This is a genomic window from Lactobacillus sp. UMNPBX4 (assembly GCF_002554115.1).
GTDB lineage: Bacteria > Bacillota > Bacilli > Lactobacillales > Lactobacillaceae > Lactobacillus > Lactobacillus gallinarum.
Genome location: NZ_PCZF01000030.1, coordinates 1 through 21,847 on the forward strand (window position 1 = coordinate 1; position 21,847 = coordinate 21,847).

At 38.4% G+C, this 21,847-nt stretch carries 22 protein-coding genes and 1 pseudogene; 21 read left to right on the plus strand and 2 right to left on the minus strand.

What is annotated here, in order from left to right:
* The 13 genes and pseudogenes from CP355_RS06730 to CP355_RS06790 form a co-directional block, all read left to right on the plus strand.
* A partial coding sequence (locus tag CP355_RS06730; RefSeq protein WP_233186997.1) for a hypothetical protein occupies nt 1-259 on the plus strand: 259 nt, incomplete at its 5' end.
* A gap of 14 nt (nt 260-273) precedes the next feature.
* Entirely contained in the window at nt 274-465 is a 192-nt protein-coding gene (locus CP355_RS06735) for a hypothetical protein (RefSeq protein WP_025005891.1), read from the plus strand.
* 125 nt (nt 466-590) lie between these two features.
* Complete coding sequence (locus CP355_RS06740; protein WP_098044185.1) at nt 591-2,897, plus strand: glycoside hydrolase family 31 protein; 2,307 nt, start codon at nt 591-593, stop codon at nt 2,895-2,897.
* 209 nt (nt 2,898-3,106) lie between these two features.
* A pseudogene (locus CP355_RS10785) lies at nt 3,107-3,669 on the plus strand (ABC transporter permease); the annotation flags it as partial.
* A gap of 267 nt (nt 3,670-3,936) precedes the next feature.
* Complete coding sequence (locus CP355_RS06750; protein ID WP_098044192.1) at nt 3,937-4,692, plus strand: DeoR/GlpR family DNA-binding transcription regulator; 756 nt, start codon at nt 3,937-3,939, stop codon at nt 4,690-4,692.
* Nucleotides 4,692-5,606 carry a 1-phosphofructokinase gene (gene pfkB, locus CP355_RS06755; RefSeq protein ID WP_087176221.1) on the plus strand — a complete coding sequence of 305 codons (915 nt, stop codon included), beginning with the start codon at nt 4,692-4,694 and terminating at the stop codon, nt 5,604-5,606. Before CP355_RS06750 ends, pfkB begins: the two co-directional genes overlap by 1 nt.
* An 18-nt stretch (nt 5,607-5,624) precedes the next feature.
* Complete coding sequence (locus CP355_RS06760; RefSeq protein WP_087235886.1) at nt 5,625-7,619, plus strand: fructose-specific PTS transporter subunit EIIC; 1,995 nt, start codon at nt 5,625-5,627, stop codon at nt 7,617-7,619.
* A gap of 203 nt (nt 7,620-7,822) precedes the next feature.
* The gene (locus CP355_RS06765) at nt 7,823-8,095 is read left to right on the plus strand and encodes a helix-turn-helix transcriptional regulator (protein WP_098044186.1); all 273 of its coding nucleotides are present in this window, start codon (nt 7,823-7,825) and stop codon (nt 8,093-8,095) included.
* A 253-nt stretch (nt 8,096-8,348) separates the two neighbouring features.
* Nucleotides 8,349-9,266 carry a metal ABC transporter solute-binding protein, Zn/Mn family gene (locus CP355_RS06770; protein ID WP_098044187.1) on the plus strand — a complete coding sequence of 306 codons (918 nt, stop codon included), beginning with the start codon at nt 8,349-8,351 and terminating at the stop codon, nt 9,264-9,266.
* A 31-nt stretch (nt 9,267-9,297) separates the two neighbouring features.
* On the plus strand, nt 9,298-9,945 hold the full coding sequence (locus tag CP355_RS06775; RefSeq protein WP_025005879.1) for a metal ABC transporter ATP-binding protein: 648 nt from the start codon (nt 9,298-9,300) through the stop codon (nt 9,943-9,945).
* Nucleotides 9,945-10,739, plus strand: a complete 795-nt coding sequence (locus tag CP355_RS06780; RefSeq protein WP_025005878.1) for a metal ABC transporter permease — start codon at nt 9,945-9,947, stop codon at nt 10,737-10,739. Before CP355_RS06775 ends, CP355_RS06780 begins: the two co-directional genes overlap by 1 nt.
* Before the next feature lie 259 nt (nt 10,740-10,998).
* Nucleotides 10,999-12,513 (plus strand): L-lactate permease, encoded by a 1,515-nt coding sequence (locus CP355_RS06785; RefSeq protein ID WP_098044188.1) that lies wholly within the window; start codon nt 10,999-11,001, stop codon nt 12,511-12,513.
* Nucleotides 12,514-12,786 (plus strand): bacteriocin immunity protein, encoded by a 273-nt coding sequence (locus CP355_RS06790; protein WP_098044189.1) that lies wholly within the window; start codon nt 12,514-12,516, stop codon nt 12,784-12,786.
* A gap of 61 nt (nt 12,787-12,847) precedes the next feature.
* Here CP355_RS06790 and pepF read toward each other — a convergent pair whose 3' ends face one another.
* Complete coding sequence (pepF, locus tag CP355_RS06795) at nt 12,848-14,644, minus strand: oligoendopeptidase F (protein WP_098044190.1); 1,797 nt, start codon at nt 14,642-14,644, stop codon at nt 12,848-12,850.
* Nucleotides 14,645-14,805: 161 nt separating this feature from the next.
* Between pepF and CP355_RS06800 the strand changes: the two genes are divergently transcribed.
* From CP355_RS06800 to CP355_RS06815, 4 genes are all read left to right on the plus strand, one after another.
* On the plus strand, nt 14,806-16,050 hold the full coding sequence (locus tag CP355_RS06800) for an LCP family protein (RefSeq protein ID WP_098044191.1): 1,245 nt from the start codon (nt 14,806-14,808) through the stop codon (nt 16,048-16,050).
* Nucleotides 16,051-16,158: 108 nt separating this feature from the next.
* The gene (locus CP355_RS06805; RefSeq protein WP_087176228.1) at nt 16,159-16,410 is read left to right on the plus strand and encodes a type II toxin-antitoxin system Phd/YefM family antitoxin; all 252 of its coding nucleotides are present in this window, start codon (nt 16,159-16,161) and stop codon (nt 16,408-16,410) included.
* Nucleotides 16,410-16,670 (plus strand): Txe/YoeB family addiction module toxin, encoded by a 261-nt coding sequence (locus tag CP355_RS06810; RefSeq protein ID WP_087176229.1) that lies wholly within the window; start codon nt 16,410-16,412, stop codon nt 16,668-16,670. Before CP355_RS06805 ends, CP355_RS06810 begins: the two co-directional genes overlap by 1 nt.
* Nucleotides 16,671-16,737: 67 nt before the next feature.
* On the plus strand, nt 16,738-17,427 hold the full coding sequence (locus CP355_RS06815; protein ID WP_087363582.1) for a DUF554 domain-containing protein: 690 nt from the start codon (nt 16,738-16,740) through the stop codon (nt 17,425-17,427).
* On the opposite strand, the gene CP355_RS06820 is transcribed toward CP355_RS06815, so the two are convergent.
* Nucleotides 17,424-17,981, minus strand: coding sequence for a GNAT family N-acetyltransferase (locus CP355_RS06820; protein WP_087363580.1), 558 nt, complete (start codon nt 17,979-17,981; stop codon nt 17,424-17,426). The genes CP355_RS06815 and CP355_RS06820 overlap by 4 nt on opposite strands.
* 133 nt (nt 17,982-18,114) lie before the next feature.
* On the opposite strand from CP355_RS06820, the gene CP355_RS06825 reads away from it, so the two are divergent.
* The 4 genes from CP355_RS06825 to CP355_RS06840 are packed head-to-tail and all read left to right on the plus strand — an operon-like array spanning nt 18,115 to nt 21,311.
* Nucleotides 18,115-18,492, plus strand: coding sequence for a hypothetical protein (locus CP355_RS06825; protein WP_098036425.1), 378 nt, complete (start codon nt 18,115-18,117; stop codon nt 18,490-18,492).
* An 8-nt stretch (nt 18,493-18,500) separates the two neighbouring features.
* The gene (locus CP355_RS06830) at nt 18,501-20,042 is read left to right on the plus strand and encodes an ABC-F family ATP-binding cassette domain-containing protein (protein WP_087363579.1); all 1,542 of its coding nucleotides are present in this window, start codon (nt 18,501-18,503) and stop codon (nt 20,040-20,042) included.
* A 10-nt stretch (nt 20,043-20,052) separates the two neighbouring features.
* Nucleotides 20,053-20,823, plus strand: coding sequence for a threonine/serine exporter family protein (locus CP355_RS06835; protein ID WP_025005870.1), 771 nt, complete (start codon nt 20,053-20,055; stop codon nt 20,821-20,823).
* Between the two features lie 2 nt (nt 20,824-20,825).
* Nucleotides 20,826-21,311 (plus strand): threonine/serine exporter family protein, encoded by a 486-nt coding sequence (locus CP355_RS06840; RefSeq protein ID WP_056945632.1) that lies wholly within the window; start codon nt 20,826-20,828, stop codon nt 21,309-21,311.
* Nucleotides 21,312-21,847 lie beyond the last annotated feature (536 nt).

Genomic DNA, 21,847 nt, shown 5'->3' on the forward strand with positions numbered 1-21,847 from the left:
TAAAGAAATAAATTTAAGGAATCATTCATCCTTACACAAACTATTTTACAGTCTCGAAGGACGTGTGGACATGGTCATTATGATAGTTGCAAACATAGTTTTAGTTTATTTAGCCATTTGTTTTTTAGTCAGTATGGCTAGAACAATTGGAGCAAAGCGTGAAGAATGGCATGTCTATAATGGACAAGGCATGAGTTTTGGAGAGGCTTTTGTAAGATATTTCATTGAAGATATCACGCTGGGCCAGATAACGATTTAGGAGGTGTACGTATAATGATGTACTTACTATATATTTTGATTGGTTTATTGATTGTTCTAGGTGTTAATTTAGCAATTACCGCATTTTGGGCAGTGCATGATATGTACGTACACCGAGATCGAGAAGACCAAGATTTCACTACTTTTAAAAAATATTTTGTTAAAAATAATAATATTCCAACTAAAATGTCAGATATTTTCAATTAACTAAGCCGCCGCAAGGCGGTTTTTTTGTTGGAAAAAGTTTCGGATTCCCAGTTTTAAGTTAATCGAGCGCACTATTATGCTAAAATTGAAAGCGAATACAAAAAAGGCTTGAATAGGGGAATTTTATGACTAATAAATTAATTAACTTTACTAAAGATGGACAAAAAATTATTTTAAATTATCAATATAAACCTTTAGAGTTAACAGTCTTAACTCCAGAGATTATTCGTGTGTTTCAAGATCGCGGCAACGCCAGCAATTCTTACGCCATTGAAGGCGATAAGGAAATTAAGACTGACTTTGATGTTGAAGATAAAGGCGATCATGCTGAAATAACAACTGAAAAGTTAACTGTTAAGGCATACGATGACGAAAAGATTGATGTTTATGATGAAAAAGGCGATCCGTTAATTATTGATTATCGCGGCAGTAGAACGCCAATCGATCGTCAGATGGACAAAGAGCACTTGAAGCTAGCTGAATCAGAAGGCCATGATGTTAAGAAATTGCTGGGTATGCATGATGAAAACTATTATGAAATTATCAAGACTTTAGCCAGCGATGAACAATTTTATGGCCTGGGTGATAAAACAGGTTTCTTAAACAAGCGTCATTATGCTTATGACAACTGGAATACTGATAATCCTGATCCGCAAGTAGAAAGTTTCACTCGACTTTATAAGTCAATTCCAATTTTACTTGGTATTAAAAATGGTCATCCTTACGGTATCTTTTTTGACAATACTTACCGCAACCACATTGATCTAGGTAAAGAAAGCAACAATTATTATTACTACTCAGCAGTTGATGGCAATATTGATTACTACATTATTGGCGGTGATTCACTTAAGGAAGTTATCACTAACTATACTTATCTGACCGGCCGTGTACCAATGCCTCAAAAGTGGACATTAGGTTATCAACAATCACGTTGGGGCTATAGTGTCAGCCAAAAACAAGTAGAAAAGATCGCTGAAAATTTGCGCAAATATGATTTGCCATGCGATGTTTTACACCTTGATATCGACTACATGGATGGATATCGTGTCTTTACTTGGCGCAAGGATACTTATGAAGCTCCAGAAGAGTTTATTAAAAAAATGCGTAAATTGGGCTTCAGGATTATTACTATTATTGATCCGGGCGTAAAAAAAGATGATGCTGATTATAAAATTTATCAAGAAGGTATTGAAAAGGGCTACTTCGTTAAGGCAACAGATGGTACTGTTTATGTGAATGAAGTTTGGCCAGGGGATGCAGTCTTCCCAGACTTTGGTCGCAAGCAAGTACGTGAATGGTGGGCTAAGAACTGCAAGTACTTAGTTGACTTAGGTGTCTCAGGTATTTGGGACGATATGAACGAACCAGCTTCATTTAGAGGTGAAGTTCCAGAAGATGTAGTCTTCCATAATGAAGATGAGGAAACCACTCATAAAAAGATGCACAATGTCTATGGTCATAACATGGCTAAGGCAACTTATGAGGGACTTAAGAAGTATTCAGGCAAGCGTCCATTTGTAATTACTCGTGCTGCATATGCTGGAACACAAAAGTTTTCCACAGTTTGGACTGGTGATAACCAAAGTTTATGGACACACGTGCAAATGATGATCCCGCAATTATGTAACTTGGGGATGAGTGGTTTTACTTTTGCCGGTACTGATATTGGTGGTTTTGGTGCCGATACTACCCCTGAACTTTTGACTCGCTGGATTGAAGGCGCTTTGTTTAGCCCACTTTACAGAAACCACGCGGCTCTAGGCACTCGCTCACAAGAGCCATGGGTATTTGGTGAACCAACATTATCAATTTATCGTAAGTACTTGAAGTTACGTTACCGTTTTGTACCATACTTGTACGATGAATTTTATCGTGAAAGTAAAACTGGGTTGCCAATCATGCGTCCACTTGTTTTGAATTATGAAAATGATCCACATGTGTATAACATGAATGATGAATACATGGTGGGCGAAGACATTTTGACAACTCCAGTTGTTCAAGAAGGTCAAACTAGCCGTGCAGTCTACTTGCCAGAAGGTGAATGGATTGATTTCTGGAATGGCGTTGAATATAGCGGCAAGAATACGATCCTGGTTGACGCTCCAATTGATAAATTGCCATTGTTTATTAAGAAGAATACGATTTTGCCATGGGGCAATGAAGTTAGCCACATTTCTGATGAGCCAGATAAGACCATGACCTTCAGAGTCTTTGGCGACAAAGGTAAGTACACTCATTACCAAGATAACGGTCTGGACTTCAATTACCAAAATGGCGAATACAACTGGTACTATGTGGAAGTTGCTGACGGTCATGTGGAAATTAAGTTGGCACATCATGGTTATGCACATGAATATCAACAGATTATAGTTAAGTTAGCTGATCGCGAAGTTGTCTTTGATTATTGCGACGGTGAATACGTAGAAAAATAAAAATAAGTTTGTAGCCATCGATTAAATTCGGTGGCTATTTTTTGTGGGTGAAAAAATATTAAAGTTGAATATTATAAGACTTCAACTAGTGTATTTCATAAACTAGTTGGAGCTTTTTTGATACCAAATCGGTCCTTCTTTACATGTGAAGCTGTCGTTTTAATATGATTTTATAAAGGGGGATGAACCAAACACCGTTAACGCGCATAACTGGTAAAATTTCGGGCATTTTTGGTGAAATTATTACCCAGGTGTTAATTTATGCGTTAGGTTTAGCAGGTTGTTATTATGCTGCACCGTATATTGGTGGGGTTAGCGACAGTTTCAACAAGTTCAAACCGATGATCGACCAAGTCGTAGGCAACCTTTTGTCCTGGAGCCACTGTTCACGGTACTAGCTTTAGTATTATTCATCATCTTCGCCGCATTTTGTGGTGCTTTGACTGCTAAGAGCGAGAATGCAAATAAGGCAGTTTCACCTTTGACGACTGTCGGTATTGTTGGCTTCTTGATCGCAATCAACTTGCAATCAGCAGGTGATCCGATCTGGGCTAAGATTTTGTCATATGTTCCATTCTTATCATCATTCATTATGCCAATGAGAGTGCTGAAAGGAAATGCGACTGGCTTTGAAGCAGGAATTTCAGCTGTGGCTGCTTTGTTAGCAATAGTAATTTCCTTTATGTGGATCAGACGTATCTATCCGAAGTTGATTTTACAAACTGATGATTTAGGTCCATGGCAAAACTTTAAGCGTGGATTGCTTAATTAGAATATTTATTTAGCCAGCAAGAAATAATCTTGCTGGTTTTTTTCGTCATTTTTGTTTATTCTTCGTCAAATAGGGTAAAATGACTAAGAATAATTATCAGTGACTACGAAAACAGATCATGTAAATACACATGATCTGTTTTTTGCGTAAAAAATGCATAAAAATGAATTTTAATGAAGAATAATTAATAAAAATGATTATTTTTGAAGAAATGTGATTGATTTTGGAGAAAAAAGCGGATACAATAATGATCGAGGTGAAAAAGAAATGCTGACACAGGAACGCCAAAGCTTAATTGAAAACTACGTTAATCAGCACGAAGTATGCCGAGTTAGCGAGTTATGCGACTTAACTGATACATCCGAATCAACTATCCGTCGCGATCTTATTCAGATGGAGAAGAACGGAATGCTTAAGCGTGTGCATGGTGGTGCTCAATCAGTAAAAAATTTCTCTCGTGATGTTTCCCAAAACGTCCGCTTTAATTTGAATCATGACGTTAAAATTGCGATTGCTAAGTATGCAGCTCGCAACTTTGTTCAACCCGGTGATAATGTCTTTATCGATGCGGGAACGACTACATATGAGTTAGTCCCATTTTTGGCCGATGTTCCCAAGGTGAAGATCATTACCAATGGTGTTGAAACGGCGTTATGTAGCTTGAATCACGGCATTAAGACCATCTTAATTGGTGGCGAGGTCAAAGATGATACTCATGCGGTGATTGGTCAAACTGCACTCGCTCAAATTAGAGGGATGAACTTTTCAGTTAGTTTTGTTGGAGCTAACGGAATCGAAAAAAATGGCAATCTTACAACGCCAGATCCCGAAGAAGCTGCAATTAAGGCTGCCGAAATTAAACAAGCTAGACATGCCTATGTTTTAGCTGATTCATCCAAGATTGGTGAACGCAACTTTGCAGTTTTCGCCAACACCAAGGACGTTTACGTGGTAACAGATCAACTTAAATCCAGTCAAAAAGCGGCATTACCTGCCGATATCAACCTAGAGGAGGCAAAATAATGATCTATACAGTAACTGTTAACCCAGCGCTTGACTATGTTCTTCAATTAGAAAAAGTTAACCGCGGGGAAGTTAACAGAACTAATAATGATGCATTTTTAGCAGGTGGGAAAGGAATTAACGTTTCTCAAATTCTTAACCAATTAAGTGTTGATAACACTGCTTGGGGTTTTGTTGGTGGTTTCACTGGCAAGGAATTGGTTCGCCAATTAAACCAAAAGAGAATTGAAAGTGACTTCGTTACTATTTCAGACAACACTCGTGTGAACGTTAAGATTCATGCAGAAAAGGAAACTGAAATTAACGCAGCTGGTCCTAACATTACTGACCAAGAAATCACTGCTTTCAAGGATCGTTTGAACGACTTGAAAAAGGGTGACATTGTTGTCATGAGTGGTTCACTTACTCCAAGCTTACCAACTGATTTTTATCAATCACTTCTTCCAACTATTAAGGAAGCTGGTGCAGAATTCGTAGTTGATACTACTGGTCAAGCTCTTCTTGATACTTTGGAATACAAGCCATTAGTAATCAAGCCTAACCACCACGAATTGGCTGACCTCTTTGGCGTAACCTTTGATTCTAGCGACGTGATGCTTGAATACGCACAAAAGTTGCTTGATATGGGTGCACAAAATGTCATGGTTTCAATGGCTGGCGAAGGTGGTTTCCTTTTGACTAAGGATCACGTATACCACGCTAAGGGTGCCGTTGGTACTGCTGTCAACTCAGTTGGTGCCGGTGACTCAATGATCGCTGGTTTTGTTGGTACTTACTACAAGACTCAAGATCCTAAGGAAGGCTTTAGAATTGGTATGGCTTGTGGTGCTGCTACTGCATTTACCAAGGATATCGCTGTGAAGAGTCAAATCGACGCAGTATTGCCACAGATTAAGGTTGAACAAATTTCTTAATTTAAAGGGGAAAGATATATGAGAATTAAGGACATATTAAGTCCTGAGTCCATGATTATGGAACTCAAGGCTAAAAACAAAGAAGATGCCATTAAAGAAATGACTGACCTTGAAGTTGCAACCGATATCGTTAACGACGAAGATGCATTTATCAAGTCCATCTGGGACCGTGAAAATGAATCTACTACCGGTATTGGTGGCGGAATTGCGATGCCTCACGCACGTAACAAGTCAATTAACAAGGCTCGTGTGTTGTTCGCTAAGAGTAAAGAAGGTATTGACTACAACTCACTTGATGGTCAACCAGTTCACTTATTCTTCATGATTACTGCACCAGCTGGTGCTGACAATACTCACCTTCAAGCTTTAGCTAAGCTTTCTGGTTTATTAATTGATCCAGAATTGGTTGAAAAACTTAAGGCTGCTAAGACTCCAGAAGAAGTTATCGATCTTTTCGAAAAGGCTGAAACTAAGAAGGACGAAGAAGACAAGAAGGCTGCCGAAGCTAAAAAGGCTAAGGAAGCTGCTAAAGCTCAAGGTAGTTCAGATGATAACAAGCCTTTGATCGTTGGTGTTACTGCATGTATCAACGGTATTGCCCATACTTACATGGCTCAAGAAGCCTTGATCAAGGAAGGTAAGAAGCGCGGTATCGAAGTTAGAATCGAAACTAACGGTTCAGAAGGTGTTAAGGATAAGTTAACCCCTGATGAAATTAAGCGTGCTAAAGGTGTTATTATCGCTTCTGATAAGAAAGTTGATATGCCACGTTTTGACGGTAAGCACTTAGTTAACCGTCCAGTTGTTGATGGTATCAACAAGCCAGGTGAATTGATTGATGACATTATGGATGACAAGGCAGATGTTTACCACGCAAGTGCATCTGACAAGTCAGAAGAATCATCAAGCACTGAAAAGCCAGGCTTATGGGCAGGTATTTACAAGAACTTAATGAACGGTATCAGCCACATGCTTCCATTCGTTATTGGTGGTGGTATCTTGATGGCCATCTCCTTCATCGTAGAAAACTACGGTGGTGGTGCTAAGTCTCCTGCATTTATCTTCTTGAACAACGCTGGTAACTTGGCCTTTGCCTTCATGGTTCCAGTTCTTGCTGCTTACATTGCTGAATCAATCGGTGACTTGCCAGCTCTTATGCCAGGTTTCGTTGGTGGTTACATGGCTGCGATCGTTAACGGTCAATTCCAAGTTAACGTTCAATCACACGCAACTTCACCAGCTGGATTCTTAGGTGGTATTGCTGCCGGTTTCATCGCTGGTTACTTAATGATTGGTTTGAAGAAGCTATTTGCTAAATTACCTCACTCAGTTGAAGGTATGAAGCCAATGCTGTTCTACCCAATCTTAGGTTTGCTGTTAATCGCAGCTATTATGTTCTACATCATCAACCCAATCTTCAGTGGTATTAACTTTGCTATTACCCACTTCTTGAATGGTATGGGTACTGGTAACTTGGTACTTCTTACTACTATCTTGGCTGGTATGATGTCAATCGATATGGGTGGTCCTTTCAACAAGGCTGCTTACGTATTTGCTTCAGGTGCTTTTGCTAACGACCCACACTCAACTACTGCTGCTATCTTAATGGCTGCTGTTATGGTTGGTGGTATGGTTCCACCATTTGCTACTGCTATCGGTACTACTTTCTTCAAGAATAGATATACTTTGGAAGAACGTCGTGCAGGTGTTTCAAACTGGGTATTAGGATTCTCATTCATTACTGAAGGTGCTATTCCATTTGCTGCAGCTGACCCAGGTCACGTAATTCCTTCATGTATCATCGGTTCAGCCGTTGGTGGTGCCTTAGTTGGTTTATGGCACGTTGGTGTTCCAGCTCCTCACGGTGGTCTTTGGGTATCACCACTTGCTGGTAACATTGGTGGACCAAGTCACATTTTGTTCTACTTCTTGGCAACTATTATCGGTTCTATCGTAGCCGGTTTGATCATGAGTTTCTGGAAGAAGAACGTTAAGGACGATCCTGACGAATAAAAATATGTACTGGAGTAAAATAATTTAAGTTATTAATCAAAAATGCTCCATTATGTAAAAAAACGTATTATAATATAAGTATCTTGATGATCTCTACTTGAATCAAGATACTCTGTTATGTTTTGCGCTACCTTCGGGTAGCGTTTTTTTGTGAGAAAAATTAAGGGATATATTAAGCTAAAACTAGTAAGTAGGTGAAAAAGTTGAACGATCAAATTATCCGGATCACCAGGGCTCTCAATCATCCAATTCGTATTCAGATTCTTTATTATTTAAATGATCATCAAAAAAGTAGTGTAAATAATTTGGTTAAGCAATTCGATGTGAGTCAACCAGCTATTTCACGTCATCTTAGAATTTTAGAAGAAGCTAAGTTGGTTAAAAGTGAACGGGTTAAGCAGGAAAAGTACTATAGTTTAGCTGATAATCATATTATTAAAATCTTGGATGTTTTACGTCAGCACATCAAAGAATAGTTTGACAAGCATATAAAAATATGTTTATATAATGATGTAATTCTAGAACAAAAGCATTTAAATAAAATTCAGCAAATTTTATATTTTAAACATTTCTTATAATTTATAAGTTTTTATTGATAGCATCAGGTCTAAGAGGCACTGGTGCTATTTGTATACGTTTAAAAATATTGACACGATTATCAAACTAGCTTATTCTAACTTTAAGTCAGAAAAGAATTGCTGAACTTTCTGATTTAAATGCTTTTTTTGTATGGAGGAAATTATATTGAGAAAAATAAAATCTAGAATTACTAAGTCACTTTTTATCATGGGATTAATGGGCATGATTATGCTCTTAGCTTCCGCATGCTCAAATAAAAAAGGTGCAAAAACTAACTCTGACAAGGTTTCAATTGTGACTACAACTAATGTTTATGCAGATATTGCTAAGAATGTTGTAGGTAAGTACGGCAGTGTTCAAGCCATTGTTAAAAACAGTGCAACTGACCCACACGATTTTGAACCAACAACTGCAGATGCCAAGGAATTGACTAAGGCTAACATTATCGTAGCTAATGGCTTGGGTTATGACACTTGGATGAACAAGTTAGCTAGTTCAGTAAGCAAGAAACCAGTCTTGGTGGGTGAAGACTTAATGGGACTCAAGAAGGGCGACAACCCTCATATCTGGTATGATTTAGATATGCCAACCAAGTATGTTAACTACTTAGTTAAGCGTCTGTCTAAGTTAGACAAAAAACATGCAGCTTACTTTAAGGAAAATGGTGACAAGTACTTAGCTAAAGTTGCTAAGATCAAGCAAATTGCCAAGTCAACTGATAAGAAGAACAATAAGCCCGTTTTCGTTAGTGAACCTGTTTTTGATTACGGTTTAGAAGAAGCTGGCTACAAGATTGGCGACAAGGAATTTGAAGAAGCAATTGAAAATGGTACTGATCCAAGTCCTAAGACCATCAATAAGATGACTAATGAAATTAAGGACAAGAAGATCGCATTCTTTGTTAATAACACTCAAGCAAGTAGTTCAACTGTTAAGACTTTTGTTAAGCTTGCTAAGGAAAACGGTGTGCCAGTACTTAACGTTCGCGAAACAATTCCAAATCATATGACTTACTTGGATTGGATGAGAGAAAATTACCAAAATTTAGCTAATATTAGCAAAAAATAGATAGAATTTAGCAAGTAAAGGGGATGCTAAATTGATTTTAGATGTGAATGATCTTTCAATGAGATTTGATACAAAGACCGTTTTTCAGGATATTAACTTTCATCTTGAAAAAGGATCAATGACTGCTCTCTTGGGACCAAACGGAACGGGAAAGACAACATTAATTAAGATTTTGATGGGGATGCTTACGCCAACTGATGGTAGCTATAATTTCTCATCAGATGTTAAATTAGGCTATGTGCCACAATTTAGAAATATTGATTCAGAATATCCACTTTCAATTCGTGCATTTATAGGTTTAAATGCACCACTTTTTAAAACAAAAAAGGTGAAAGATCAAATTGATCATCAATTGATTGAAACTCACTTAGATTCGATTAAGGATACTCGAATGGGTGAAGCTTCAGGAGGTCAAAAACAGCGTGCATATTTAGCTCAGGCGCTGCTGGATAGTCCTAATATGATTATCTTGGATGAAGCAACAGCGAGTCTTGATCCGGCGGCTAAGGAAGAATTAATGGGGCTAATCAAGCACCTTAATCAAGAACACAAAATTACGGTTTTGTTCGTTACTCATGATATTCCGTTAGCTAAAAAATATATGACTGATTACTTGTACCTTAACAAGGGTTCAATCAGACAAGGAAAGATGAGTGAGTTTAAGGAGGATTTCGAATAATGTTTCAATATGAATTTATGCGTTATGCCTTCTTAGCAAGTACATTTATTGCGATTACCTGTGGGGTCGTCGGAGTTTATGTTGTAGCACGCAGCTATGCCTTTTTAGCTCATACTTTGTCAGAAATTGGCTTTGCGGGGGCAGCCTTTGCTGTGTTTATCGGTATTGCGCCGTTATGGGGGATGCTGCTCTTCACGTTATTAGGTTCGATTGGCGTTGGTGAATTGTCTTTGCATAGTGATCAAAAGGAATCTTCAATTAGTGCGATTTCTGCACTGTTTATTGGATTGGGTGTCTTGTTCCTAGCTATTTCAGGGTCTAACAGCCGTTATGCGACGAATATTTTGTTCGGTAGTATTATCGGCGTAGACAAGCAAGGCGTAATCCAATTGGTTGTTTTATCAGTTATCGTTTTGCTGATGATTTTGCTGGTTCAAAGGAACTTGAACTTTGATTCATTTGACCATATAGGTGCGATTGCGCACGGTGTGCATACTGGCTTAGTAGGAATTGTTTTCTTAATTTCTTTAGCTATGTCAGTTGCTATCGGCGCACAAATTGTTGGTTCATTGTTAGTATTTATTTTGCTAACATTGCCATCTTCAACGGCCCGTTATATTGGTCGAACAATTCCAGCGATGATTGCATGGTCGGTTTTCTTTGCCTTAATTGGTGTTTGGGCAGGTCTATACTTAGGTTTTATCACTAATTGGCCTGTCACATTCTTTATTGCTACAATCGAAGTAGTAATTTATCTGGTTGCTTATGGCCTCCATGTAGTTAAACATCGTTAATAGAAATAAAGCAGGTTGAGAAATTCAACCTGTTTTTTATTTGAAAAAGAAAAAGAACTACTCCATTCCGAGGAGTAGTTCTCAAATGATGTGAGAAATTTTACTTTCCATTAATTGTTATATAGTTTGTTGAGCAAAGTTGCAAGCAAAAATTTTAGAATTTGTAATAATTAATAAAATTTGAGTATTTGGTTTTAACTTTTGACTTATTTAATGATTAAATATACTACAAGATATTTTACGATAAAGGATGGGTTAGATGTGGATTAAGTTTGCGATTGCGTTGTTGCCAATCATTTGGTTGATTATTTCACTTGGTGTGATGCGCATGCCAGCTGCACGAGCTTGTGTAATTGGATTGGTATTAACAATTGTGCTTGCAATTTTTAGCTTTAAATTACCTGTTTTAGATACCATGACGGGAGCCTTAGAAGGGATCATCATGGGTATTTGGCCAATCATGTTCGTGATCGTGATGGCGTTATTCGCATACAATGTGACTACTGAGTCGGGCGGAATGAAAACCATTCAGAATATGCTGGCCACGATTTCAACTGATAAGCGTATTATCGTGCTAATTATCGCTTGGGGCTTTGGCGGCTTTCTTGAATCAATTGCCGGTTTTGGTACAGCAGTAGCAATCGCGGCAGGTATTTTGATTGCTTTTGGGTTAGATCCAATTAGAGCATCAGTAATTAGTTTGATTGCCAACACAACAGCAACAGCTTTTGGTGCAATTGGCTTGCCGATTTTAACATTAGCTGAAGTAACTAACTTGAAGCAAGAAAATTTATCTTTCATTGTAACTTTGCAATTATTTGTATTGGTAGTGTTAGTACCATTTATCCTGGTAATTTTGACAGAAGGCAGTATTAAAGCTGTAAAAGGCGTTGGCTTAATTACCTTGATGTCAGGACTAGGAATGGCTATTCCCCAGGTAATAGCTGCTAAATTTGTCGGTGCAGAATTACCTGCAATTGTAGGTTCTCTTTGCTCAATCGCTATTACGGTTTTGTTTACTAGATGGCATGAAGATGAGGAAGAATCTGATGTGGAGCGTCCAAGTACAAATGAAATGCTTAAGGCATGTTCACCATTTATCTTAGTCTTCATCTTCGTCATTTTTGCATCATCATTGGTAGCACCAGTTAACAATTTGCTTAGCAAGGTGACAACTAATTTGGTTGTTTATACGGGGAAAAATCCGAATACCTTGGCCATTAATTGGTTAAATTCTCCAGGAACTTTACTTTTAATTTCTACATTAATCGGGGGAACCATCCAAGGCGTTAGTTTTAAGAAAATGATGCAAATTTTAGGACAATGCATTAAGAGCGTGTGGAAGACCGCAATTACAGTTTGTGCCATTGTTGGTCTGGCTAAGGTAATGGTCTATGCTGGTATGACTGATGCGTTAGCTATTGCATTGGTAAGTTTGCTTGGCCCTGTTTACCCATTGTTTGCGCCGCTTATTGGGGCTCTTGGAACATTCTTAACAGGATCTGCTACTTCAGCTAACGTGCTCTTTGGTAACTTGCAACTGTCAGCAGCAGCGGACTTAGGCGTAAGCAAGTACTGGGTTGTTGCTTCAAATATGACTGGTGCGACAGCAGGAATGCTTTCACCACAGAACATTGCGGTAGCGACCGGTGCAATTCACCTCGAAGGTGATGAAGGTGAAATCTTGAAGGAAACTGTCAAATGGGGCAGTTTGTATCTTGTGATTTGTTGTATCTTCTTGTATGTAGTTGGTTTAGTTGCAGGTATGATTTAAATGAATCAAAGAATAAAATCTATTTTGCTTAGTATGCAAACACAGCCAGATATTACTGGTGATCCTGAAACAATGACAATAATTGATCATGCTTTGATTGAAATAGAACAAGATATTGATCTAAATAAGGTTGTTTTTAAATTAAATCAAGAGATTGATAATTATTCGTTGACGCATGATTTCAAGTTACCGTCAACGTTAACTAAGTTAAAAATTATGCTAGATGAAAATCCAAATAAATGGGCTGAAGCTGGTTTAACAGGCTCCGTTTAAAATAAAAAAGCTGATAATTCACGTAAAAATGAATTGTCAGCTTTTTCGATATAAATATTTTTTACTTCCCAATCAAGCTCTCGAATTCGTTCAATCTCTTTTCAAAAGTCTTGAAAGCATCTTCCAAATAATCAGGCTTGGTCATGTCAACGCCGGCACGCTTCATAATCTCAGTAGGATAGTCGCTAGAACCTGACTTAAGGTAGCCCAGGTATGCATCCCTGTCAGCCTGACCACCGTGCACAACCTTATTAGCCAAAGCTGTCGCAGCCGCAAAACCAGTCGCATATTGGTAAACGTAGAAGTTGTAGTAGAAGTGCGGAATCCGTGACCACTCAAGCGCAATATCGCCACCTGGTTCAACACTATCGCCGTAGTAGTGCTGGTTAATTTGACCATACACATCATCTAAAATATCAGCAGTCAATGGTTCACCCTTAGCATCTGCTTCATGGATAAATTGTTCAAATACCGCAAATTGAGTTTGACGGAACAAAGTACCCTTGAATGAATCAAGGTAGTAATTCAAGATGAATGCGCGTGTCTTAGGATCAGTAATATGGTCCAGGAAATACTCGGTCAAAATATTTTCGTTAGTAGTTGAAGCAATTTCAGCTACGAAGATTGGGTAATCACCATAGATGTAAGGTTGACTATGGCGGGTGTACCAAGAGTGAACTGAGTGCCCAGTTTCGTGAACTAAAGTATAAAGTGAATCGATATTGTCTTCCCAGTTCAAAAGCTCATATGGATCGGTGTCATAAGCACCACCAGAGTAAGCACCAGTAACTTTACCCTTAGATTCAACAGGGTCGATCACACGGTTATTAAAAATATAATCAACGTGCTTCAAGTAGTCTTCACCAAGTGGCTTCAAGGCTTCTTTAGCAACCTTTTTTGCTTCTTCAAAGTTATAAGACAAAGCAGGCTTACCAGTTAGTGGCACGTACATGTCCCACATTTGTAAGTCTTTAAGACCTAAAATCTTTTTACGCAATGCGACATAACGGTGGAGCAAATCAAGGTGTGAATCAACCTCTTTGATTAATGTGTCGTAGACTTCAACAGGCACGCCGTTATCAGCTAATGCGGCTTCTCGAGCTGAGTCATACTTGTGCATACGAGCGTTGTAGTTATGCTTTTTCACAACACCAGATAGAGTAGATGCAAGTGAGTTCTGGAATTGACCATAGCTTGCATAAAGCGTATCGAAGGCGCCTTTGCGCACGTCACGGTTTTGGGACTGAATCAATAATGAATAAAGACCATCGGATAATTGTTCCATGTTGCCGTCTTCGTCTTGCACGTAGCCATATTCCATGTCAGAGTTGGTTAAAACGTTAAAGGTGTTCTCGGACACGCTCATGGCATCCCCGGCATCAGCGATAATTTTTTCTTCTTCTGCTGGCAAGGTATGAGGGCGCTTATTAGTAATCATTTCCAAATAGTGGGCATAATCAGCTAATCTTGGTTCATCATTCTTAAATTGTTCAAACTTTGCGGCAGGGATGCTTAAAATCTCAGGATTAATAAAGCTGGTTGCTGCTTCAAATTGATTGGACAAGCTTTGCACGCGACTAACATAGCCCAAATAATGTGAGTTAGAAGTATCAACGTCGCTAGACATAGTGGCATAAACGTAAATATTTTCCACATCACGCTTAACTGCTAAAATCTTGGTTAAGCCCTCATATAAGTCTTTGCCTGATTTAGCCAAACTGCCCTTTAATTCACTTAGCTTAGCTACTTCGTCTTTTGCCTTGTCGTAGGCATTTTCCCAGTCCTGGTCTGTTTTAAAGATTCGGGTTAAATCCCACTTCATATTTTCTGGGACTTCGCTTCTTGTTGGAATCGCCATAAATTTTCCTCCATTAATTACATTTTGTATACATCATAATTCGATGTACAATGAAACACAAAAAATAAGTTATTATTAATTATAAGTAATTTTATTTTATCTAGCGATTAAAAGTGATACAAATTAACATGTATTAATTTTGAAGGGAAAAGATACAAAGAATGGACCAAAATCCAAAACGAAGAGAAGAATACCGAGCAAGACATTCCTCACTTAATCTCCACCGCAATCGTGCTTTTGCTGCAGACAGTTCTGCATTAAAAAGTGGTAATATGTTTGCACGCTTTATTGGCGTAGTCGCATTAGTGGTTGTTTGCTTTGGAGTAGCATGGGCTGCGCACATGTATTTCACCATTCATAGTGCAGTTGATGGTAAGGGGGATAGCGATGTACCGGCTTCAGCTAAGATCGCTAATAGACAACCTATTTCTATCCTAGTGTTAGGTGTGGATCAAGGTATTGAAGGACGACATGATCGTGGTAATTCAGATACCATGATTTTAGCTACAGCTAATCCGCAAAAAAATACTGCAACGATGACCTCAATTCCGCGTGATACCTTAGCTGATATTAAGGGAGATCCGGGAGACGAATATTTCATGTTCAGGGTAAACTCTGCCTATGAAACTGGTGGTAGTCAATCCAGCATGAAGACTGTTTCAAGCATGTTAAATGTACCAATTGATTATTATCTAGAAGTGAATATGAAGGCATTGCGCAGCTTAGTTAATGCAGTAGGTGGCGTAGACGTTAATGTGCCGTTTGACTTTTCATATGATTGGTGTGATTTCCATAAAGGGAAGCAACACTTGAATGGTCGTCACGCTGTGGCTTATGTCCGTATGAGAAAAGAAGACCCACGTGGGGACTATGGTCGTCAACTTCGTCAACGCCAAGTAATTGAGGCGATTATGCATAAGGCCATGTCTGTTAATACGCTGAGCAATTATCGTAAGTTAATTGATATTTTTAACAAGTACGTGAAAACTAATTTGACCTTTAACGATATGCTTAGTCTTACTTTGAATTATCGTGGTTGTGCTAAGAATTTGAAGAGTGGCTACATTCAAGGTCATGATGCCTGGATTGATGGTTCTTCAATTCAAGTTGCTTCAACTGAGGAATTGCAGAAGGTTTCTAATAGAATTCGGAAGAATTTAGGTTTAGAAACTGAAACATTAGATAATGAAGAGACACGACAAAACGAATTGAATGACCAAAACAGTCATATCAAGTGGGACGATCCGCAAGCATTTACTAATTATCGAATCTATGATCAAAAATCAGATAAGCCTGCTGGTGGTTCTAATTCTGGTTATGGTAAGAATCCAAATGCTTCATCATCGTCAAATAGCAGCAGTTCTAGTTCATCATCAAGTAGTGGTGGCTGGAAGTTTCAATGGTAAAAATTAACAGCATCCCGGTGTGGGATGCTGTTTTTGTAGGTGAAATATATTTTCTATGCTATAATACTTGTACAAAAAATTGTCAAAACTATGCGAAGGAGGATTATTATGCAAGCAGAGGCTTATTCAAACGTTAGAAATAATTTGAAGTCCTTTATGAAAAAAGTAAATGATGATGCAGATGCAATTATTATTACGTCTCGTAATGGTGAAGATAATTCTGTTTTAATGAGTCAAGATGAATACGATAATCTGATTGAAAATGCATATTTGCGTAGTTCTAAAGCCAATGTAGATCATATTATGAAATCGTGGGCTGAATTGAAAGCCGGCAAGGGAAAGGAACATAGCTGGGAGTAATGAAAGTTATTTGGTCCGATGAATCATGGAAAGATTTTGAGTATTGGCTTGATAATAATCAAAAAATTGTTAAACGTATTCGTAAGTTAATTCAAAATACTAGACGAACACCATTTGAAGGGATAGGTAAGCCAGAACCGCTTAAGGGAGATATGGCGGGATTATGGTCTCGACGGATTACTAATGAACATCGATTTGTATATTTTGTAAATGAAGATGGATTGAACATAGTATCTGTTCGCTTTCACTATTCCGATTAAAATTAACAGCATCCCGATCTGGGATGCTGTTTTTTGCTGATGTAAAATAAACTGAGAGGTGAGAAAGATGATTGGGACAATCGTGAACACATTAGCGTTATTAGTAGGAACGTCCATTGGCTGTTTAGTAAAAAAGGGGATTAACAAGCGTTACGAAGACGTTTTATTTATCGCAATGGGCTTAGCTGCTCTAGGCATTGGCTGGGAAAACGTGACCAACAACATGCCGAAGAGCCAGTATCCCGTTTTATTCATTGTCAGCCTAGCTTTAGGCGGTGTATGTGGAACCGCTCTTGATATTTCTGGACATTTTGATCGCTTAGTTGCTAAAACTGGCAAATCCAATTTAGGCAAGGGTCTTGCAACTGAAATTTTGCTTTGCTGTATTGGGGCACTTTCCATTGTTGGTCCCGTTATTGCAGCTGTAAAGGGCGATAACACCATGCTGTTCACTAATTCTACGTTGGACTTTGTAACGTCGATGGTCTTTGGTGCAAGCTTCGGCTGGGGGATGCTGGTTGTTGCTCCAGTTCTATTTTGCTGGCAAGGCAGTATTTATCTCGTCGCCAAGTTTTTATCAGCCAGCTTTTTTACCGGTCCACTTGTAACAGAAATTTCCATTGTTGGTGGCTTCTTAATTGCCTGTTCAGGTCTAGCTTTATTAAAAATTCGTGATGTAAAGACATTGAATTTTTTGCCTGCACTGCTAGTACCAGTTATCTTTTTTATTATTAAAGATGTAACGGGCCTATTTTAATTTGAATTAAATTTTCTGAAAATTTTGCCAGCCATACTATGGTTATGAATCAAGTTGTCTTTAATTCCCATTAGTTTAAAATCTGCATTTTGCGCAACGCGGGTGCTTTTACCATTTTCAACTGCAACAATTAAGTCAACGTATTTAAGATTTAACTCACTGAAGGCATATTTGCACACTTCACGTACGCTTTTAGTCATAATGCCTCGGCCTTGATATTTGCTAGACAGCCAATAGCCGATTTCGCCTTTTTGGTTGGTAATTAAATTATGCAAATCAATCATGCCGCAAGGTTCGCCGTTAACGAGAATAGTCAATACAATCATGCGCTCTTGAACCATGTTAGCTTGAATGGTTTTGATAAATTTAGCTTCATCAGCTGAAGATTTCATATTGTAGGCCCAGGGCAGCCACTTACCTAGGCTTTCTCGATCATGGGCGATTGCATGATAAAGATCAATTGCTTGCCAAGTTTGCGGCAATACTAAGTGAATATCTAAATCATCGATTTGGAAGTGGATTAATGAAAAATAGTAATGGATATTTTTATTCATTTTATCGTTTCTTTCTAAATACAAATTGAGTTATTGCAAGTATACTTAATTCATAATTAAAAGTCATTGCAAAGTTAGCTAAATTTTGCTAAGTTCGTAAAAGTTACTGCTTTTGTGTTGAAGGGAGAAAATTATGCAAAAAAAAGAATCAATATTTCCAGTCATTTATGGCATAATTTCCGCAATAATTGCTTTTATTGCCGTATTTTTTATTTGCCTGCACACTTTTAGATTAAATCTGCAATTGGCGATTATACTGGCAGGTATTTTTGCAATTTTCTTTTTTTGCTTGTCTTATTTTAGAGGGCATGCTTCAGTTGAAATTAAGCGCATCGTTTATAAATATAAGTTAACAGATCAAGAAGTGGCTAATATTACGGGGATGAAACCGAGCGATTTTCCAATTTATCACGATCGCTTGCAGTTGATTTTGCCTAAACGCTACTGGCCACGTGTACTTGATGCGCTGCAAAAGTATGAAAAAGAACAAGAATCTACAAATAATAGTTAGAGGGAAAAATGAGTTTATTAACTGTTAAAGACTTAAGTCAAAGCTTTATTGATAAGACTTTGTACGAAGATGCCAACTTTGTATTAAATAAGGAAGATCACATGGGGGTTACCGGTCAAAATGGGGTAGGTAAATCTACGCTAATTAAGATTTTGACAGGTGAGATTATTCCAGATGACGGTCAAGTTAAATGGCAAAATAAGATCGATGTAGGATATTTGGACCAGTACGCTAAGCTTGCACCAGGGGTAACCATTCGCGGCTTTTTGCGGACTGCTTTTGATGAGCTGTTTAAAAAAGAACAAGAATTAAATGAGTTATATACCAAGTATGCTGAAAATAGTGATAATCAATTGCTAGAAAAAGCAGGTAAGATTCAGACCTACCTAGAAGAGAACAATTTTTATGATATTGATACCGAAATTGAACAAGTTGCAGCTGGGTTGGGTTTAGCGGACCTCGGCTATGACCACGATGTTTCCAAATTATCAGGTGGTCAACGTTCCAAAATTATTTTGGCTAAGCTTCTTTTGCAAAGCCCTGATGTTTTGGTGCTAGACGAACCAACCAACTACCTGGACGTATCACATATTGATTGGCTAGTTGATTATCTGAACAACTTCTCTGGCGCCTTTATCGTAGTTAGTCACGACTATGATTTTTTAGGTAGAATTACCAATTGTATTATTGATATTGATTTTGGTACGATTACGCGTTATACCGGTACGTTGAAGCAAGCGCTGCGGCAAAAAGCGGCTAACCGTGAAACTTACCTTAAGGCATATGCTAACCAGCAACGCAAGATTGCTAAGACCGAAGCATATATCCGTAAGAACAAGGCTGGTACTCGTGCCAAGAGTGCGAAGTCACGTGAAAAGCAACTGGCAAGAATGGATATTTTAACCCCACCTAAAAACAACCGTCGGGCTAAATTCGAATTTCCATACGTGGCTACGGCTTCTAACTTGCTTTTACAAACGCAAGATTTAGTAATTGGTTATGATCATGCGTTAGTTAAGTCTGCCTTTAATTTCTCCGTTGGTGGCAACGAAAAGGTCGCAATCACTGGTTTTAACGGAATTGGTAAGACTACCTTGCTTAAGACGTTATTAGGACAACTCAAGCCAATTTATGGCTCGTATGAATTATCAGTAACGGCAAAATTAGCTTACTTCAAGCAGGATTTAGCTTGGCCAAATAATAATATGACGCCGCTACAATATTTGCAGGAAGAATTTGAACGCAAGAAGCCTAAGGAATTAAGACAGGCACTTGCTCGTATGGGTTTGACTGCGCAACAAGCGATGAGTCCATTGAAAGAATTGTCTGGTGGGGAACAGGAAAAAGTAAAATTAGCTAAGATGCAATTTGAACCAGCTAACTTGCTTTTCCTTGATGAACCAACTAACCACTTGGACAACGATACGAAAGATGCCTTGAGAAAAGCCATCGTCAATTTCCCAGGTGGAGTAATTATTGTTAGTCACGAACGAGATTTCTTCCATGGCGATTGGGTAGATAAGACTATAGATATTGAAACAATGAATTGAGGATAAAACTATGTCCGATAAGCACGATACTAAATTTTATCAGGAAATATTGGATATTTGTTTAACCGCTGGACGCTTAATGATTGAAGGCGGTAGTGAAATGTATCGGGTTGAAGACACGATGCTTAGAATTGCTCGGAACGCGGGTGCAGAAGATCCGCGTGTTTTTGCTACTCCTACTTGTGTATTTATGAGCTTAAATGGGGGTAACTTATCTCAAATGAAGCAAGTGCGAGATCGTAATATTAATCTGGAGTTAGTGGATCGTGTTAATGCATTATCGCGACAATTTGCAGCTAAGCAAATTGATTTACAACAATTGAAGGAAAAGATAGTCCAAGTAGCTAATGCTCCTTCTTTCCCTATGTGGTTGCAAGTAGTTGGTGCAGCAATTCTGAGTGCGACTTTGATGGTTCTGTTTATGGATAATTATGATTGGGTCGACTTTCCAGGAGCTGCTTTAGTGGGTGGTGTCGGTTTTTGGGCATATTGTGAATTTAAAAAGTACACTAAAGTTCGCTTTTTATCAGAATTAATTGCGGCGATGGTGATGGGACTTTTAGCAGTAGGCTTGAATTGGTTAGATTCACAGATGATCGTGGATAATATTTTGATTGGAGCGCTAATGACTTTGGTTCCAGGGCTTGCCTTAACCAATGCATTGCGAGATCTATTTATGGGTGATTTGCTATCTGGAATTGTAAGAATGTGTGAAGCCGTCTTAACCGCACTTGCTTTAGGTGGTGGAGTCGGAATGATCTTGAAATTCATGGGGGTATAACGATGCCTTTTTGGTTAGAGATAGTAATTAATGTTGCTTTTTCTTATATTGCTTCTGTAGGATTTGCGTTAACTATTAATGTCCCACATCGTGCGCTTAATTCATCTGGAATTAGTGGAGCAGTAGGCTGGATGGCTTATTGGTTTTGCTTTCGCTTAGGTATGGGCAGAATGGTTTCTAATCTGATTAGTGCATTTTTAATCGGAATTTTGGGATTATTTTTTGCTAGGAGAAAAAAATGTCCTGCAACGATCTTTAATATTCCTGCATTGGTACCGCTGGTGCCGGGGATGCCAGCTTATCAGGCCGTTCGTGCACTTGTAGCAGGCAATTATACACAAGGACAAGAGCTGATTTTGCGAGTGGCAATTGTTACTGCCGCAATTGGGTTAGGTTTCTTGTTATCTACGATGTGCATTGAAGCATTCTATAGAATAAAATATCGCCATTTTAAGAAGATAATGCTGTACATGAAACGTAAAAGATAGTACAATTCCTAGTTGACGAGTCGATTAATGAACGCGAGATGCGTATATTTATGAGATAGAGGACATCCGCCTTAAGTGGCAAGCACGGGAAGTGCTGATGGTGGACATACTGATGTGAACAGTTTAAATGTCCACATGTGCTTTTGCATGTGCCTTGAGTTGAAAAAGGACAAGCTTTCCATAAAGCTTGTCCTTTTTGTTTTGTTTAACTAATGTAAAGCGCTTGTCGACCTTGTTGGTCGTAACTCTGTTCTAATTTATGCCAGTTTACAGCTTGATTTTTAATGAAAAACGCCCGAAAATCCCCGTATTTTAATGCGGGGATGGATAGGGCCAAGCTGACCTAGCAGTCAGCTTTTTTTATTCTAAAAATAGAGACATACGTTCGACTTCCCTGTACAATATAAATATCTAATCTACAGAAGGAGGTGAAATCATGAAGAGAATGAGCAGCTTAGCCTATCATTTTGGCGTTAAGCTTCGCTTTTATCCTAGTTCTAAGCAAAAGAAAATCATCAAGCTAAACTATGATGCGC

Bases quoted from the DNA above. Each gene is read 5' to 3' on its own strand.
- pfkB (WP_087176221.1), top strand. From the start codon at position 4,692: ATGATCTATACAGTAACTGTTAACCCAGCGCTTGACTATGTTCTTCAA.
- CP355_RS06810 (WP_087176229.1), top strand. From the start codon at position 16,410: ATGAAAGTTATTTGGTCCGATGAATCATGGAAAGATTTTGAGTATTGG.
- CP355_RS06760 (WP_087235886.1), top strand. From the start codon at position 5,625: ATGAGAATTAAGGACATATTAAGTCCTGAGTCCATGATTATGGAACTC.
- CP355_RS06770 (WP_098044187.1), top strand. From the start codon at position 8,349: ATGGAGGAAATTATATTGAGAAAAATAAAATCTAGAATTACTAAGTCA.
- pepF (WP_098044190.1), bottom strand. From the start codon at position 14,644: ATGGCGATTCCAACAAGAAGCGAAGTCCCAGAAAATATGAAGTGGGAT.
- CP355_RS06735 (WP_025005891.1), top strand. From the start codon at position 274: ATGATGTACTTACTATATATTTTGATTGGTTTATTGATTGTTCTAGGT.
- CP355_RS06780 (WP_025005878.1), top strand. From the start codon at position 9,945: ATGTTTCAATATGAATTTATGCGTTATGCCTTCTTAGCAAGTACATTT.
- CP355_RS06800 (WP_098044191.1), top strand. From the start codon at position 14,806: ATGGACCAAAATCCAAAACGAAGAGAAGAATACCGAGCAAGACATTCC.
- CP355_RS06840 (WP_056945632.1), top strand. From the start codon at position 20,826: ATGCCTTTTTGGTTAGAGATAGTAATTAATGTTGCTTTTTCTTATATT.
- CP355_RS06820 (WP_087363580.1), bottom strand. From the start codon at position 17,981: ATGAATAAAAATATCCATTACTATTTTTCATTAATCCACTTCCAAATC.
- CP355_RS06790 (WP_098044189.1), top strand. From the start codon at position 12,514: ATGAATCAAAGAATAAAATCTATTTTGCTTAGTATGCAAACACAGCCA.
- CP355_RS06805 (WP_087176228.1), top strand. From the start codon at position 16,159: ATGCAAGCAGAGGCTTATTCAAACGTTAGAAATAATTTGAAGTCCTTT.
- CP355_RS06825 (WP_098036425.1), top strand. From the start codon at position 18,115: ATGCAAAAAAAAGAATCAATATTTCCAGTCATTTATGGCATAATTTCC.
- CP355_RS06785 (WP_098044188.1), top strand. From the start codon at position 10,999: ATGTGGATTAAGTTTGCGATTGCGTTGTTGCCAATCATTTGGTTGATT.
- CP355_RS06740 (WP_098044185.1), top strand. From the start codon at position 591: ATGACTAATAAATTAATTAACTTTACTAAAGATGGACAAAAAATTATT.
- CP355_RS06830 (WP_087363579.1), top strand. From the start codon at position 18,501: ATGAGTTTATTAACTGTTAAAGACTTAAGTCAAAGCTTTATTGATAAG.
- CP355_RS06750 (WP_098044192.1), top strand. From the start codon at position 3,937: ATGCTGACACAGGAACGCCAAAGCTTAATTGAAAACTACGTTAATCAG.
- CP355_RS06815 (WP_087363582.1), top strand. From the start codon at position 16,738: ATGATTGGGACAATCGTGAACACATTAGCGTTATTAGTAGGAACGTCC.
- CP355_RS06835 (WP_025005870.1), top strand. From the start codon at position 20,053: ATGTCCGATAAGCACGATACTAAATTTTATCAGGAAATATTGGATATT.